14 protein-coding genes and 2 pseudogenes are annotated in these 15062 nt (G+C 68.5%); 11 read left to right on the top strand and 5 right to left on the bottom strand.

Annotated elements, in window-relative coordinates:
• The first annotated feature begins 1014 nt into the window (after positions 1-1014).
• The 4 genes from ACFVJX_RS02415 to ACFVJX_RS02400 all read left to right on the top strand — a co-directional run bounded on the left by ACFVJX_RS02415 (position 1015) and on the right by ACFVJX_RS02400 (position 5822).
• Positions 1015-3678, top strand: coding sequence for a Helicase associated domain protein (locus ACFVJX_RS02415; protein WP_384124936.1), 2664 nt, complete (start codon positions 1015-1017; stop codon positions 3676-3678).
• 86 nt (positions 3679-3764) lie between these two features.
• Positions 3765-4154 (top strand): hypothetical protein, encoded by a 390-nt coding sequence (locus ACFVJX_RS02410; RefSeq protein WP_384124938.1) that lies wholly within the window; start codon positions 3765-3767, stop codon positions 4152-4154.
• On the top strand, positions 4151-5026 hold the full coding sequence (locus ACFVJX_RS02405) for a hypothetical protein (RefSeq protein WP_384124940.1): 876 nt from the start codon (positions 4151-4153) through the stop codon (positions 5024-5026). The genes ACFVJX_RS02410 and ACFVJX_RS02405 overlap by 4 nt, the downstream gene beginning before the upstream one ends.
• Entirely contained in the window at positions 5001-5822 is an 822-nt protein-coding gene (locus tag ACFVJX_RS02400) for a hypothetical protein (protein ID WP_384124942.1), read from the top strand. Before ACFVJX_RS02405 ends, ACFVJX_RS02400 begins: the two co-directional genes overlap by 26 nt.
• A 129-nt stretch (positions 5823-5951) precedes the next feature.
• Here ACFVJX_RS02400 and ACFVJX_RS02395 read toward each other — a convergent pair.
• Positions 5952-6113: pseudogene (locus ACFVJX_RS02395) on the bottom strand (DUF397 domain-containing protein); the annotation flags it as partial.
• A 160-nt stretch (positions 6114-6273) separates the two neighbouring features.
• Between ACFVJX_RS02395 and ACFVJX_RS02390 the strand changes: the two are divergent.
• The 6 genes and pseudogenes from ACFVJX_RS02390 (at position 6274) to ACFVJX_RS02365 (ending at position 11572) form a co-directional block, all read left to right on the top strand.
• Positions 6274-6507 carry a hypothetical protein gene (locus tag ACFVJX_RS02390; RefSeq protein WP_384124944.1) on the top strand — a complete coding sequence of 78 codons (234 nt, stop codon included), beginning with the start codon at positions 6274-6276 and terminating at the stop codon, positions 6505-6507.
• 445 nt (positions 6508-6952) lie between these two features.
• A complete protein-coding gene (locus ACFVJX_RS02385; RefSeq protein ID WP_384124946.1) occupies positions 6953-7207 on the top strand; it encodes a phosphopantetheine-binding protein in 255 nt (84 codons plus the stop codon).
• Positions 7208-7228: 21 nt separating this feature from the next.
• Positions 7229-8442, top strand: a pseudogene (fabV, locus tag ACFVJX_RS02380) (enoyl-[acyl-carrier-protein] reductase FabV).
• 1101 nt (positions 8443-9543) lie between these two features.
• On the top strand, positions 9544-10017 hold the full coding sequence (locus ACFVJX_RS02375) for a transposase (RefSeq protein ID WP_384314331.1): 474 nt from the start codon (positions 9544-9546) through the stop codon (positions 10015-10017).
• A gap of 118 nt (positions 10018-10135) precedes the next feature.
• Positions 10136-10516, top strand: coding sequence for a hypothetical protein (locus ACFVJX_RS02370; RefSeq protein WP_384124948.1), 381 nt, complete (start codon positions 10136-10138; stop codon positions 10514-10516).
• Positions 10517-10960: 444 nt separating this feature from the next.
• Entirely contained in the window at positions 10961-11572 is a 612-nt protein-coding gene (locus tag ACFVJX_RS02365) for a chloramphenicol phosphotransferase (protein ID WP_384124950.1), read from the top strand.
• 105 nt (positions 11573-11677) lie between these two features.
• Here ACFVJX_RS02365 and ACFVJX_RS02360 read toward each other — a convergent pair whose 3' ends face one another.
• The 4 genes from ACFVJX_RS02360 to ACFVJX_RS02345 all read right to left on the bottom strand — a co-directional run bounded on the left by ACFVJX_RS02360 (position 11678) and on the right by ACFVJX_RS02345 (position 13882).
• Positions 11678-12124, bottom strand: coding sequence for a transposase (locus tag ACFVJX_RS02360; protein ID WP_384124952.1), 447 nt, complete (start codon positions 12122-12124; stop codon positions 11678-11680).
• A complete protein-coding gene (locus ACFVJX_RS02355) occupies positions 12027-12341 on the bottom strand; it encodes a hypothetical protein (RefSeq protein ID WP_384314328.1) in 315 nt (104 codons plus the stop codon). Before ACFVJX_RS02355 ends, ACFVJX_RS02360 begins: the two co-directional genes overlap by 98 nt.
• A gap of 373 nt (positions 12342-12714) precedes the next feature.
• Positions 12715-13077 (bottom strand): VOC family protein, encoded by a 363-nt coding sequence (locus ACFVJX_RS02350; RefSeq protein ID WP_384124954.1) that lies wholly within the window; start codon positions 13075-13077, stop codon positions 12715-12717.
• Between the two features lie 31 nt (positions 13078-13108).
• Positions 13109-13882, bottom strand: coding sequence for an oxidoreductase (locus ACFVJX_RS02345; RefSeq protein ID WP_384124956.1), 774 nt, complete (start codon positions 13880-13882; stop codon positions 13109-13111).
• Positions 13883-13965: 83 nt separating this feature from the next.
• On the opposite strand from ACFVJX_RS02345, the gene ACFVJX_RS02340 reads away from it, so the two are divergent.
• Entirely contained in the window at positions 13966-14541 is a 576-nt protein-coding gene (locus ACFVJX_RS02340) for a TetR/AcrR family transcriptional regulator (RefSeq protein WP_384124958.1), read from the top strand.
• Positions 14542-15062 lie beyond the last annotated feature (521 nt).

The raw sequence follows: 15062 nt of genomic DNA, 5'->3' as shown, positions 1-15062 counted from the left end.
GGGCAAGCGAACCACCGGGCTGCGCCCGGTGGTTGCGCTCCCGCTCCGCGGTTCGCGCTGCACCTCGCTGCGCGAGGTGCCCACCACCCGGACTGCGTCCGGGTGGTGACGGCCTGTCCGCTGCGCTTCCAGGCCGGACTTTGCTGCGCAAAGCCTGATCGGTTCTCCGCTTTGCTCTGCACCGGGTTGGGCCGGTCCGCTGCGCTCCCCCGCCCAACGACCCTTCCGGCTTCGCCTCCAGGGCCAACGGCCCGCTGGCGCGGGCCGGGCTGGCTACGAGAATCAGGGGTCGCTCGTTCGTGTCGGGTTCTAGTGTAGTGGCTGTCTCGGATAGATGCAGAATGTATTGTTGGCAGAAATCTGAGACACCCGCCAGTCACTCGGGAATCTCCTAAGTTCCGAGAGAATGGTTAGATGACCGGTCACCACGAATCTGCCGGACCAGATTCCGCGCTGAGCAGCGATTTGATGCGTCGGGTGACGCATCATCCTGCGGGTGTGGACGCCCGGTTGGGACTGTTCGCACTCCTGGAGCGCCGGGTGTGCCCACGAGCGAGGCGGACGACCTGGTGGCCGGGGCGCAGTGCAAGGTGGTGAAGCTGGACGGCATGGTGCCGGCTTCTCGGGTGTGCTGTGTTCACGACGGCTGGGACGAAGGCGTGATGGCGGTGAGCGAGGCCCTGGGAGCATCGCGGGCCGGGGCTGGCCACGGCACGGCGGCCGATCGGGCGGGTCGGCTGAGCTGGCCGCACATTTCGCCGGACGTGGGGCAGCGTGAACGGGCGGACCTGGGGCGGCTGGAGGGGTTCGTCCGGGAGTCCGTGCTGCCGCGCGCCCATCCACACACCACGGCGCGGCGCGGCGCCGGGTGCTGGGCGAGGCCAGCGGTCGTGGCGGAAAGCCCGGCGGCTGGCGCAGGGCGGGTGCGTCGATCTAGAACGGTTCGGGTGCGGCCTGCGTTCCGCACGCGGCCATCGAAGGACCACAGGAATAGGAATCGGGGAGGGCTTAGAAATGCTTGTGGTTCCGCTCAAGGAGCACCAGGTCGACCAGAAGTCGAGCTTTCGTAACTGGGTCGGGTTCCCTGCAAGATCATTCGTGCCTCCGGAGGGTGCGCGTGCGATGGGGGTGTCCGCGACCGGGTCCGGTAAGACGATCACCAGCGCTTCGTGCGCTCTGGAGTACTTCCCGGGCGGGCGGATCCTGGTGATGGTGCCCACGCTGGACCTGGTCGTGCAGAGTGCCCAGTCCTGGCGGCGGGTCGGGCATCGCGCGCCGATGGTCGCGGTCTGCTCGGTGGACAGGGACGAGGTCCTGGAGCAGCTCGGAGTACGCACCACCACCAACCCGATCCAGCTCGCGCTGTGGGCGGGGTCCGGGCCGGTGGTCGTGTTCGCTACGTACGCCTCTCTCGTGGACCGTGAGGACCCCGCCGATGTCTCTGGGCGTGGGACTGTCCCGGGGCCGTTGGAATCGGCTCTGGCGGGCGGAGAGCGGCTGTACGGGCAGCGGATGGCTCCGTTTGACCTGGCCATTCTGGACGAGGGGCACATGACGGCCGGGGACATGGGGCGGCCGTGGGCGGCGATCCATGACAACAGCCGGATCCCTGTCGACTTCCGGCTCTACCTGACCGCGACCCCGCGGATCCTCGCCGCGCCCCGGCCGCAGCGGGGCAGGGACGGGCGGGAGGTGGTGGTCGCGTCGATGGAGGACGACTCCAGCACCTACGGCACCCGGATTTTCGATCTCGGTCTGGCGGAGGCGGTGGAACGCTCGATCCTTGCGGGGTTCGAGATCGACGTGCTGGAGATCCGCGACCCGGACCCGGTCCTGGGCCTGTCCGAGGACGCCCTGCGTGGCCGGCGCATGGCCCTGCTCCAGGCGGCGCTGCTGGAGCACGCGGCGCAGCAGAATCTGCACACCACCATGGTGTTCCACCAGCGGGTCGAGGAAGCCGCGGCGTTCGCCGGGCAGATGCCGCGCACAGCCGCCGAGCTGTATGCCGCTGAGGCCTCCGCGGCGGCGCTGGCCGGTGCGGAGTCGCTGCCCGCGTCGTCGATCGACGCCAAGCTGTACGAGCTGGAGGACGGGCGCCACGTGCCTGCGGACCGGGTGTGGGCGGACTGGCTGTGCGGCGACCATCCCATCGCGCACCGGCGTGCGGTGATCCATCGGTTCGCCAACGGCATCGACGCCCAGAACCGGCGGGTGCACCGGGCGTTCCTCTCCTCGGTACGCGCTCTCGGGGTCGGGGTCGACATCACCGGACTGCGCGGGGTCGAGGCCGTGTGCATCGTCGGCTCGCGCAGCTCCCAGGTCGACGTCGTGCAGAACATCGGACGCGCCCTGCGCCCCAACCTCGACGGCCGGGCCAAGACCGCGCGGATCATCATCCCCGTCTTCCTGCAGCCCGGGGAGGACCCGAAGGACATGATCGCCTCGGCCAGCTACCAGCCCCTGGTCGACATCCTCCAAGCCATGCGCTCGCACTCGGAGCGCATGGTCGACCAGCTCGCCTCCCGCGCACTGACCCGCGGCACCGAACGCCAGCGCATCCACGTCCGCCCCTCCCCCGCGACCGCGGCCAGCCCGGAGGACGGGGAGATGCCCGCGGAGGCCGGCGAGGCGCAGCAGGAGGTCGACCGGGTCACCTCCATCGTGGTCAACTTCGCCTTCCCCCGCGACGCTGCTGACATCGCCGCCCTGACCCGCTGCCGCGTCATCCGGCCCGAGTCCCTGGTCTGGCTGGAGGGCTACCAGGCCCTAGTCCGGTGGCGCACCGAGAACGGGATCACCGGCCTTCACGCCGTCCCCTATGACATCGAGACCAAGGCCGGCACGACGAAGGCGTTTCCGCTGGGGCGATGGGTGCACCAGCAGCGGAAATCATTGCGGGCCGGAGAGCTCGATCCTCACCGCAAAGACCTCCTCGACGACGCCGGGATGGTGTGGGAGCCCGGCGACGAAGCATGGGAGAACAAACTCGCCGCACTCCGGTCCTACCAGCGGGCCACCGGGCACCTCGCGCCGCGTCAGGACGCTGTCTGGGGCGAAGGGGACGGCGAGCAGCTGGCCATCGGACAGCTCCTCGCCAACCTCCGCCGCAAAAACGGCCTCGGTAAAGACCCCGGGCGAGCCGCGCAACGCGCACAGCAGCTGACCGCGATCGACCCGGACTGGAACTGCCCCTGGCCCCTCGACTGGCAACGCCACCAACGCGTCCTCGCGGACCTGGTCGACGCCGACGGCGTACTGCCCCACATCGACCCCGGCGTCACCTTCGACGGCGACGACATCGGACGATGGCTCACACGGCAAAGAGAAGCGAGCAACTGGACACAACTCTCAGCCGAACAACAGGAACGACTGACCAAGCTGGGCATCAAGCCCGTTGCGGCATCGTCTCCCGCCCCGGCGGCCAGGGACGCGGCGAAGGGCCAGAGCAAGGCGCAGCAGGCGTTCCAGCGCGGCCTGGCGGCCCTGACCCAGTGGGTAGAACGGGAAGGCCAACGGCCTGTGCCGAGGGGACACGCCGAGGAAATCACGGTCGACGGCGAAACCGAGCCGGTAGCCGTCAGGTTGGGCGTGTGGGTCTCCAACACCCGCGCGAGGCGGGACAAACTCACCCCCGAACAGCGGGTCGCACTGAAGGAGCTGGGCATCGACTGGATCTGACGGTCGTCGGCAGGGCCCGTCCCGTTTGGCAGTGATCCGGGGCTGGGTCAGGGGCGCGGGGTTGGGATGGTGAGGTACGGAGCGAGTTGGGCTTCGAGGTCGGCGATGCGTTTGTCCATGAAGCGGTTGTTCTGGCGGGCGCTGGTCAGGCGCTCTTGAATCTGCTGGTTGTCCTGGGTGAGCTGTCGTACGTGCTGCTTCAGCGTGGTGTTCTCGGTGACGATGCGCTGGAGGGAGCCCTCGGGGAGGTCGTGTTCGAGGTCGCGGATCTTGCCGAGGAGTTCTGCGATGTGGGTGCGCTGGGTGCGGATTTCGCGCTGGGCCTGGGTGAGTGCGTCTTCGGCGTTGAGTGCACGTTCCTTCCCGGGCTGGGCGCGGCTGCCGCTGTTGGAGACTGCGGGGTGGGGTCTGCTTGCGCGGGTGGCCTGCTCGATCAGGGCTCTGGCCTGCTGGTTTTGATAGAGGAAGGTGCGTGAGACGCGGGCGGTACGGGCACTGGAACCTCCTCCACCAGTGCCTCACCGACACCCGCCTCGACCTCGACGTCCGGGCCGCCGGCGCGCTCCTCCTGCTGTTCGGCCAACACCTCGCCCGGATCGCTGTCCTGCCCACCACCGCCCTGACCGCCGGAGACGGGACGACGTTCCTCCCTTTGGGCAGGACCCCGCGGTTCTCCGGCTCCGTCATCCCGGCCGGCGCCTGGGAGACCCCGACCTCGGTCAACACTCAGTTGTCACTGCCCGGCCGGGCCGGCCTGTGGGAGACCGAGACGTCGGTCGAGGACCGGTGGTCCAACGTCATGTCCAGCGGCGTGCAGTCCGACCGCCTGAAATGGGACGAGATCCCGTCCGGGAAGGGCAGCACTGAGGTCTGCGCCCGGATCCACAGCGAGGTCCAGACAGCCAATGCCGAGCCGGTCGAGGTGGCCGTCGGCATCGCCGACCAGGCCGTGATGCCTGACGGAACACCCGACACGAACGTCTTCGGCCGAGGCGCCGAGGCCGGACAGCCCACCACACCACCGGCCGACCGGCCGTCGGTCACCACCGCGGCGACACCGCCGAGACGACCGCGGCCGCTGCCTCCTCCTGGACCGCCCCGTCACCCTCGCAATCGCCTCCCTGGCCACGTTCGGACTGACCCTGGCCATCCGATCCGCCATCACCCGCAACCGCCGCAGGGGAGCCTGATCATGCGCGCACCCACCGCCCTCCTCGTCACTGCGGCGTTCGCCGCGCTCCTGACCACCGGCACCGCGCACGCCGCCGACACCACGGAGACCGCCGGGGGCTACTCGTTCACGCACCCCCATCGACGGGAGTGTGAAGCGGGATCTGACGGTCGGTGACTTCCACTTCTGGAAGATCAACCTCAAGGCCGGTCAGCGGCTGGACGTCAAGGTGTCGGTCCAGGTGCCCGGCGGCTACGACCCCGGCCCCCACTACGAGCGGCTCGGCGTCCGGATCTACGACCCCACCCGCCAGCCCTTCCTGTGCGAAGGTGGCTCCGACGGCACCGAGGTGATCTACCGTGGCCATGCCACAGCGCAGAGCGGCGGCACCTTCAGCGCCGACTGCATGATCGGGACAGCCGACTACAAGGCGATCGAGCGGGCCGGTACCTACTACGTCCAGGTCGGCATCGGCGGCGCCACCCAGACCAAGGGCGACACCCTCCCGCTCACCGTCTCCGCCCACACCGGCACCGGCGTCGCGCCCCAGCCCACCGAATCGTGGGACACCGGCACTCCGGCCGGCCATGTCCCCGCCGAGCCGAAGCCCACCAAGGCGGACTCGGATCGGGCGACGCACAGCAGTCCCACTGCTGCGGCAGCGAGCAGCGGACTCCCGCCGTGGGCTCTGCCCGGCGCACTGGCCGGCGGCGTCATCGTCGCCCTCGCACACTCGGCGCCGCGCGCCGCAAGCCCCGCCCGTACACCCGACGCCGCCCCGGTGCCCGTGGGCCCGCCACACCATGAAGGCCGCCAGCAGCTACTCGTCCCCGGGCCGCCGCCCGCCCATGCACCGGGTGGGCGGGCGCCCATCCGCACTGGGCCGTCCTTCGCCGTACCCGGCGGCCCGCCCGCCATCCCGCCGGGCCAGGCCGGACCGCTCGGGCAGGATGACGGCCTCCACACCCGGTGACGGGTCCTCCCGCAATTGGATGAGGCCGGGTCCGCACCGCTGAGGCAAGCGGTGCGGACCCGGCCTCATCCGTCGTTCAGTGAGTCCCGGGCGGTTCAGATCGCGCCGGTGATGCGGATCCAAGAAGGCGCTCCATGCGGTCCAGGAGATCGACAGCGGGGGAAGGCTCCGGTCTTTCGAGTCCCGGATCAGTACGGTGTCGGCCTTCGGGAAGGCTGCCGCCTCCACACAGGCCTCCTGGCTGTCGGTGCTGTAACTGCTCTTGTGCCAGACGGTCGGCTGAAGGGGCACGGGTCCTCCTGGGGCGGGAGAGGCAATATATCTCGTACGTGCGAGTCTATGAGCAACAAGGCCTGCTGATAGGGCTGTCGGGATACTGACGGACTGGTAGACCTACGGGGGTGGCGCTGTGATGGGTGATGCGAAGAGGCCGCGGTGGACTGCTGCGGAGATGGACGTCTACGAGCAGGCGCGAGGCCTGCTGAACGCGGTGATCGCGGCCTACAGCAGTCGCATCAGCACGGCACCGGACCCACAAACGACACAGAGCCTGCGCGCGGAACGCGCTCCGATCATGACCGAACGCGACGCATTGAGTGCCGACGACCGGGACCGGATCGCAGAGATCATCAGCACAGGACCCGACCGGCTTGCCGCCGTGCGCAGGAGTGCCGCCGATGAATGAGATCTTGCAGGCGACCGCCGGCGCAGCAGATTCGCAGACGCTTGTCGGACGCGCAGATCGACGAGGTCTATCGCGAAGACGTGCGGCCGGGTCTCGCCGACTACCCCGCCCAGGACCCATCGCGCATGGTCATCCTGGGCAGCCCTCAAGACCACGCTGCGGCCGGTGGTAGCTGAGCAGCTGGGGTCTCGCGGCCGGCGTGCCCTTCGACGGCGACGACCACTACTTCCTGCACTCCCACCACGAGGCCTTGGCCTGGAGCACGGCCCACTCCAGGCTCAGCTCCTATGCGCACCTGACGTCAGCGTCATGCGGAACAAGATCCTGGACGACGTGAAACGGCTGCGGCTGAGCATCATGTTTGTCGGTCCGTACACGCATCAGGAAATCGCTCTCGGCCGAGTGGCCTCGTCCGCACCAACGGCGTGAGGCGGGAGCGACGAGCGTGGACACGGCCCGGGTGACGGCCGAGGCGCTGGTCCGGGTCACGGGCCGGCCCCGGGAGGATTGCTCCCGCCGCGGCGCACTGTTGGAGCGTGATCTGGGCGTGGACAGCCTCCCGCTCCTTGAACTGGTGGAAACCCTCCAAGGCAGGCTGGTCATCGTTGTGCCGGATGAGGCCACCGCCCGTATCCGCACGGTCGCAGACTTGCAGGACGCGGTGGTCCAGCTCATGGGCTCCGCTGCCCCACTCCTGTGAACCGACCCCAAGGACCTGATCGTGAACGAACGCGTCATCGCCCCCAAGAACCGCGGCTTCCTCTTCCTGGATTCCCACCCGGCCGGTTGCCGGAAGCTGGTGGATGACATGTGGCAGGCCGTGCCCGCAGGCCCGCCCCACAGAGAGGCGCCGGTGGCGCTCGTCATCGGCTCGTCCGCCGGATACGGGCTCGCCGCCACGATCGCCGGGCTCGCCCGAACCGGAATCCGCGGCATCGGGGTGTGCTTCGAGAAAGCGCCCGGCCGGCGCACCGGCACCGCCGGCTGGTACCGCACCGCAGCCACCGCCGATCTGGCCCGCGAGCACGGCCACGACATGGTCTTCCTCAACGGAGATGCCTTCTCGGACGCGATGAAGGACCAGGTATCCGATCTCCTCAAGCAGCGCTACGGGCGCCTGGACCACCTGATCTACTCGGTGGCCGCTCCTCGACGCACCGACCCGGACACCGGCACCACCTACGCCTCCGTCCTCAAGCCGATCGGCGCCCCCTACACAACGAAGACCCTCACCTGAGGGCCGGTGCCGGCACCGGCACCGGCCCTCAGGTGACCGAGGTGGAAACCGCCCCCGCCCAGGACGACGACATCGAGCAGACCACCGCGGTGATGGGCGGCGCGGACTGGGAACGGTGGATCGACCATCTCGCCGGCAGGGACTTGCTCGCCGACGGTTTCTCCACCGCCGCGCTCTCCTACATCGGCTCACCACTGACCGCGGGCATCTACCGCCAGGGCACCATCGGTGCGGCCAAGGCTCACCTCGAAGCCACCGCCCGCACCCTCAACGAGCACCTGGACAAGCTGGTCGGCGGCCGCGCTCTCACCTCCGTCAACGGGGCCGCCGTCACCCAGTCCTCGACCGCCATCCCCGGCATCGCCTTGTATGTCGGGCTTCTGCGCGGCGTGCTGGGCCCGGACATGGTCCCCCCGATCGGCCAGCTCGCCGACCTGTGGGACCAGCTCACCGGCGCCCGCCCACTCACCCTCGACGACGAAGGCCGCCTGCGCCTGGACCTGTGGGAACTCGCACCCGCCGTACAGGAAGCCGTCACCGACCGCTGGAACCGCGCCACCACCGAGACCATCACCGACCTAGCCGACCTGGACTGGTTCCACTCCGAGGTCCAGCGGCTGTACGGCTTCGCCGTACCCGGCATCGACTACACCGCCCCCGTCGACACCGACACCCCCTGGCCAGGCCCGGCCGCCTGACCCCCCTGCGGAAAACGCCATGCCCCTGCCGACCGACAGCACCCTCATCGCCTGGCAGCAAGACCTGGAGACGGTCACCGACCGCGACCTGCCCCGCATGGATCCTTGCGAGTAGCGAGGAGCTCACTCCGCCGGCTCTACTGACGGCCCCAAGGCCGGTCACTACTCCAGCACGGGCCCCGTACTGCACGACATTCAGCTTGCAGGCGACCAGCTCACCGTGCACTGCCCGCCCGCGAGCAAGGCCGTGGCCATGGCCATGGCCACCGGCGCTGCCCCCGGCGGACAGGTACAGCAGGGATCCGGCCTGACGAAGTGCACTCCCCCGCAGATGTTCCGGAACAGGCACTGCCCAGAGCGTCACTAACCGCGCCTTCACCGACGACTCCGACGCTCCCCTCCTGCCCGACCTCGCCCGCACCGGTGACGCCCGGCCGGGTCTTCACACTCTTCCGCACGGATCAGCAGCCCGGCGCAGCCACGATCGAGGCGTACGGGCCACCTCCCGTGAGGCAATCGAGCACCTGGGGCCGGCTCTCGTACAGACCGATCCCCCGCCACTGCCGACGAGGTCCTCAGCCCCATCCTGCCCAGCACCGAGCCCGACTCGGCCATCGGTTCACACTGGCCGCTGCCCGAAGGCCACCTGGCCGGCCCGTGGGCGCACCTGGGCGTACGCGGAGACGCACTCCTCGTCAGGTGAGAGCGATCAAGCCCCGCGAACTCGCACTCACCCCAGCCCGGCCCTCCGCCCCGCAGGCACTGCGCTACCAGGCAGAGAAGCTTCTGCTGAACCGCTGACCGCCGCCGGACGCCACCTGGGCGACGTCCGGCTCTCATCCGACACGGCAGAGCAACGAGAGGAGAAACACTGAGCGCGCAGCCGACAGACCGGCCTGACAGCCTGCCCGTACACGGGCACCTGCACGCGCAGAGTCCCAGCTCACGGGCGAGGCGCCACTGAACCACGGCAGCCTTAACACTCCCCCAAGGCCAAAACCGTCGCGATCAAGGCCCCGACAGCCCGAACACACCCCTCCCCTCCACACACCCTGAACGCCGACACCACGATCCGGCGCAACGACCCGCCCACGCCGCGCGCTGGAGATCCGGCACGCAACGGTTCTCCCGCACGACGACATCGTCGACGGCGACACCTCCCGAGGCGACCACCCCACCCCACACCACGCACTGACCACCGCGTCGACCCCCAAGAAACAGCCAACGCCGCCCTGTTCGCCGACGACGTCCTGGCCTGACTCGCCCCGCCGCCGCTCCTGCGCTCCTCCCCCGCCCGCCGCCGATCGCCTGCACCTGACCGAACTGTTCCAGCACACCACCGCGCAGGTCGAGAACACGTGGGACGAGTTCACACCGCTCCTCCGCTTCGACACCAAGATCCGCCGCATCGTCTGCAGCACGAGCACGATCGAGTCCGTCAACGCGCGAATCCCACGCACGGTCAAGGCCCGCGGCCACTTCCCGAACGAGCAGGCCGCACTGAAGAGCGTCTATATGGCGATCAGGTCGCTGGACCCGACCGTCAAGGACCAAGCCCGCTGGACCATGTGCTGAAATATCGTGCTGAACGCATTCGGTATCACCTTCGACGAACAGCTCTCTGCTGCCCGTCAGTAACTCCAACAACCCGATTTACACCGTTCGTTCGACAGACCCGGGCTACAATTCGGGCATGCCATCCCTCGGTGCCGGTCCTGACCCGCACTTCGGCAATGTGCCGTCCGAGCACCGGATGCCCTCCACGGTGGATCGAGTGATCACAGGGTTGTCGTGGTGGTGGGTGACTGCTCCCCTCATCTTGGCAACTCCTGCCGTTGCTCTTGCGGTGGGGTTTCCGCAGGTGCGGGAGGAGTTCGGCAAAATACTCGCGCTGTCTGCTCTGGGTAGTGCAGTGGTCGCGCCTGCCGTAGGGTTCGCGGTGGCGCTCACCTGCGGCCAACGGCAGGCGCGGCGGCGCTTCGCCATCATGGGAGCGGTGACCAGCGTGCCGGTCCTCTTCTTCTGGATCTTCGGCGTACTGCTCGCTGAATGTCCAGATGGCTATCACTGCTAGGCCAACACCCGTCGACAAAACTCGGCTGACCTCTCGCAAAGAAAGTTGAGCGTTGTCACCGAATCTTGCGTGAGGCTTCCTACCACCGGCCTCCTGGCGGCTCTGCTGGGCCAGTACTTCCGCTTGAGATCTTCGATCTCGGCCTCGCTCAGGGTATGGCAGCCCCACACAACCTCAGGGATGAGTCTGGATCCGGGCTCTCGCACCGCTGGCCGACGCAGTTCATGTCAGCCGACGGGATACAGACCATGCCCTCACGATCCCCCGCCATCCCTGGCCAGCCGGAGACGCCACGCCGCAAAGCCCGGCCACCGTGGAAGGGGTACGGTCGAAGATGAAGCGCCTTACGGACCGCGGCTGGGCAGCCGAGCCCGCCCCGGCCGGTTCATCCTCGCCGACGGGCCGTCCTGCGGCTCATAAGCATCGAGACAAGGGAAGCTCTCTATGGATGGCCAGCCCCCACTGTGCGTCGTGATCACCGGGCCTTCCGCCGCCGGGAAATCGACGTTGACGGCCGCCATCCAGGAGCACGCCCGTCAGCCCCTGCTGCGCTTTGGAGTGGACGAGCTTTACCGAATGGTTCCCGGGCAGTGGGCCGGTGGCGTTGCACATGCCCGATTCGCAGAACGCGGTTTCACCTACCAGGAAATTCCGTCCATGCCTGGGGCGCGCCGGATCAACAATGGTGCCGACGCCATTGCCATGCTCCGCGCGATGAACGCGGGAATCGTGGGAATTCTCAGTGCTGGCGTCGGTGTAATCGTCGACGGCCAGGCGTTCGAGCCCGTCGTCAACACGGACCTCGAAGGCCGACTCCTCGACTTGCGTGCACGGGGGCTGGCCCGGGTCGCCTTCATCGAACTCTCGGTCACCGACGAGCCGCTGGCTGACCGCCAGCGCCGCCACGCTCATCCGGTCGGCCTTTCACTGCATCAGAACAGCCTGCCCAAGCAGGCCACCAAACCCGACCTCGTCGTCGAGACGAGCGGTATGTCGGCCGCCAAAGTGGCAGCGTTCGTGTGCCGTTGGCTCGACCAACGGTATCTGGCGGCCTGACTGCGGGCTTACCGGCCACCCCTTGTCTCCGATCGATGCAGACCACAACCTGATCAGGCATGATCTGCTCTGTGAACGCGACAACGTATCGGGCCCCGGGCCGGTTCACGCTCGCCGACGGGCCATCCTGCGGCTCATAAGCATGGCCATCGACCACATGACCATCCACTCGTGGACGGCGGGCAGCGTCTCGTAATCCCGTACCAGGCGGCGCGAGCGGAACAACCACGCGAACGTCCGCTCCACGCACCATCGCCTCGGCAGCACCACGAACCCCGATACGTCGTCCGAGCGTCTAACGATCTGCACGGTGAACTGCAGTTTCTCCTTCGCCCAGACGACCAGGCGGCCGGCGTAGCCGCCGTCGGCCCACACCAGCATGATCTTCCTACGGCGGTCCCGCACACGTTTCAGCAGCGGCGCGGCCGCGTGGCGTCCTGGACGCTCGCGGTGGTCACACGCCCGCGAGCAGGCCAAGGCAGTCCACCACGATGTGGCGCTTGTGCCCCGGCACTTTTTTCCCGCGGTGTATCCCCTTGAGGACGCGGGCACGGTGGCCGCGGCCCGTACCGACTGCGAGTCGACGATGGCGACGGTTAACTCCGGATCGCGGCCGGCCTCCTCGCGTACCAGGCCGCGCAGCCGGTCGTGCAGTTCGGCCAGCCGCCCCTGCGCACCCCAGCGCGGCGAACGCGTAGACGCGCTCCCACACAGGGAAGTCGCCCGGCATGGCCCGCCACGTGATCCCGCCGGCGCCCAGGTAGCGCATGGCATCCAACATCTGACGGTGGCAGTAGCACTCCGGCTGACCGCCCTTGCCGTTCATCCACGCGGGATCTGCATCGCGTCCCGCACGATCGCCCACTCCGCGTCCGACATATCCGAGGCTCGCGGCCTGGGTGGTCGCCCGCGTTCCCGAACCGGTGAGCGAGGCAATCACACGACCGGGCAACCCAGTTGGACCGCACCGGCACAGGCCCATAAGACTGCGACAAGAGGGCCACCTGTTCAGGTCGTTCGGACTTCGACAATCCCGAGCTGGACAGGAGACCCCGCCTTCGTGCCTGCCGGATCCGAAGATCACGCGACCGAGTCAACGCCCTCGAACTGGCCCCCAACAAGGTCGGTATGACAACGGCTTCTCAGGCTGCGCGAAGGCAAAAGGGGTGCCCGGCCGGGCTGGCATAGACGCAGCTGCCGGTGTGGTCGTCTGCGGCCTCGGTCGGCCGCAGGCGGATGGCGCCCGACTCGGTGGCCGTTCGGTCGGCGCTTGCGAGGTCGTCGACGCCGAAGTCGAGGTGCATCTGCTGAGATGTCCCGTCGGGCCAGCTCGGAGCGACATGCCCGGGGGCCGACTGTACGACGACCACCGGCAGGCCGGGAGCCTGGATGAAGCGATGCGTGGGTGTGCGGTGGACAGAGCCGCCGAGAAGACGGTGCCAGAAGGCGCCTTCCGTCTCGATGTCGGCAGCATCGATGATCACAGAAGTGAGGGTGATGGGCATGCTGTGGTCCTGCTCTTCGTGCTGGTGGGCTTCAGACAGTGGGGAGGATGCCGCCGTCGACTCGGAACTGTGCGCCGGTGAGCCACTTCGCACGGTCGGAGGCGAGGAAGGCGATCATCTCGGCGACGTCCTCGGGGTCTCCGGGGCGGCCCAGGGGGACTTTCAGGTGGTCCACGATCTGCTGGGTGACCTCTTCGGTAGTCACGCCCTGCTTCTCGGCCATGTGGCGCAGGTGGGCGGTCGCGCCGTCGGTAACGACGAAGCCAGGAAGGACACACACCACACGCACGCCGTGCTCACCAACCTCTGTGGCCAGTTCCCGGCTGTAGGTGTTCAGCGCGGCCTTGGCGGCGGCGTAGGACGCCTCGGTGCGCTGGGGCAACTGGCTGGCGATCGAGGAGACGTGCACCACCACGCCGGATCCGCGCTCGACCATTCCCGGCACCAAGGCCCTGTCGAGGCGCACCGCGCTCAGGAGATTCATCTCCAAATCAGCCTGCCAGGACGCGTCCGACCGGCTCAGGGTCGGCGCCGGCGCGCTCGCTGCACCGGCGTTGTTCACGAGTACGTCTACGCCACCCATGTGCTCGACGACGCGGCGCCCGAGGTCGGCCACGCCCTGCTCCGTAGACAAGTCGGCCGCGAGAAACTCGGCGCCACTGTCTGTGGCGGGCGGCGTACGGGAGGCCGTCAGCACGGTCGCGCCACCGGAGACGAACCGGCGTACGGCCGCCTCACCCAGCCCTCGGCTGCCACCGGTGACCAGCACTCGCAGGCCGTCCAAACCCTTGTCGGTGTTCGGCATGGGGGACCTCCTCAGTAAAGTGAACCTGACTCCGGAAAATGTACACCTAAACGGAGTCGGACTCACCTTAGGAGGTTTCCTTGATGGCATCACGCCCGTTGCGCCGCGACGCGCAGCGCAACCGCGAGGCGCTGCTGACCGCGGCCCGCGAGGCGTTCCTCGACGGTGACACCGATGCGCACGTGGAGGACATCGCCCGCAGCGCCGGGGTGGCCGTCGGAACGCTCTACCGTCACTTCGAGACCCGCGACGCACTGATCGAGGAGGTCTACCGCAAAGAGGTCGACGACCTGTGCGCAGCGCCCGATCAATTGCTGGGTCAGTACGCTCCGGCGGAGGCCCTGCGTCGCTTCTTGTTGCTGCTCGTGGACCACGCTGCTGTGGGCAAGGGCATGTCCGTGGCACTGGAGAGCATCATGGCGAGCGACTCCCCTGTCTTCGATGACGCCCGCTCCCGCATGAGTGACGCTCTCACCCGGATGCTCGATGCCGGCGCCGCAGCGGGCACGGTACGCGACGACATCACCGGCCCCACACTGCTGCGGGCCCTTGGCGGCATCTGCGCTATGCGCGTGCGCGAGGGATGGCTGGACGAGGCCCGAACCATCACCCGCCTCCTCCTCGACGGCCTGCTGCACAGCGCTCCGCGCACGACCTGAGACGAAGGATGTACTTGGCCGACGCGCTGCTCCTGTCCGCTCTTGTATCGAGGCCGGGACGGAAGCAATCCCCGGGTTCGGCTATCCCGCCGTACCAACATCTCGCATGTCTTCGGGCGTGTGGTTGAGGTGGGTGGTGGCGAGGCCGGCCACAGAGCCAGTGTCCGGGTGGATCTGCTCGTGGATGGCCGGCCAGCGACCGCTGGGCGTCAGGCCGCAGTGGGCCGTGCACCCGCACCGGCCGTCCACACGCTCGAACCGGATCCGCGCCGGTCGGAAGCGAGCGCTGTGGCCCTGTAGCCGCTGCACCCCATATCGCCGTTTCCTTCCAGTTGGAAGAGCAGGGTGCAGCGGGTGCACGTATCGAGGCCGTCGAAGGCCCTCGCGCAACTGAAGCAGAAGGAGCGTGCTCGTCCGGCGTGTCGGCCAGGTACACCTCGTGAACAGGCTGTTGCTCTGGCACTCCGGGAGGACCTGGGCGCCCTGTGCTGGTCAAGGAGGCCCTTCACCGACATTCCGGG

The organism is Streptomyces sp. NPDC127177 (genome assembly GCF_042672475.1).
Taxonomy (GTDB): domain Bacteria; phylum Actinomycetota; class Actinomycetes; order Streptomycetales; family Streptomycetaceae; genus Streptomyces.
This window is presented reverse-complemented; position numbering and strand designations above follow the sequence as displayed.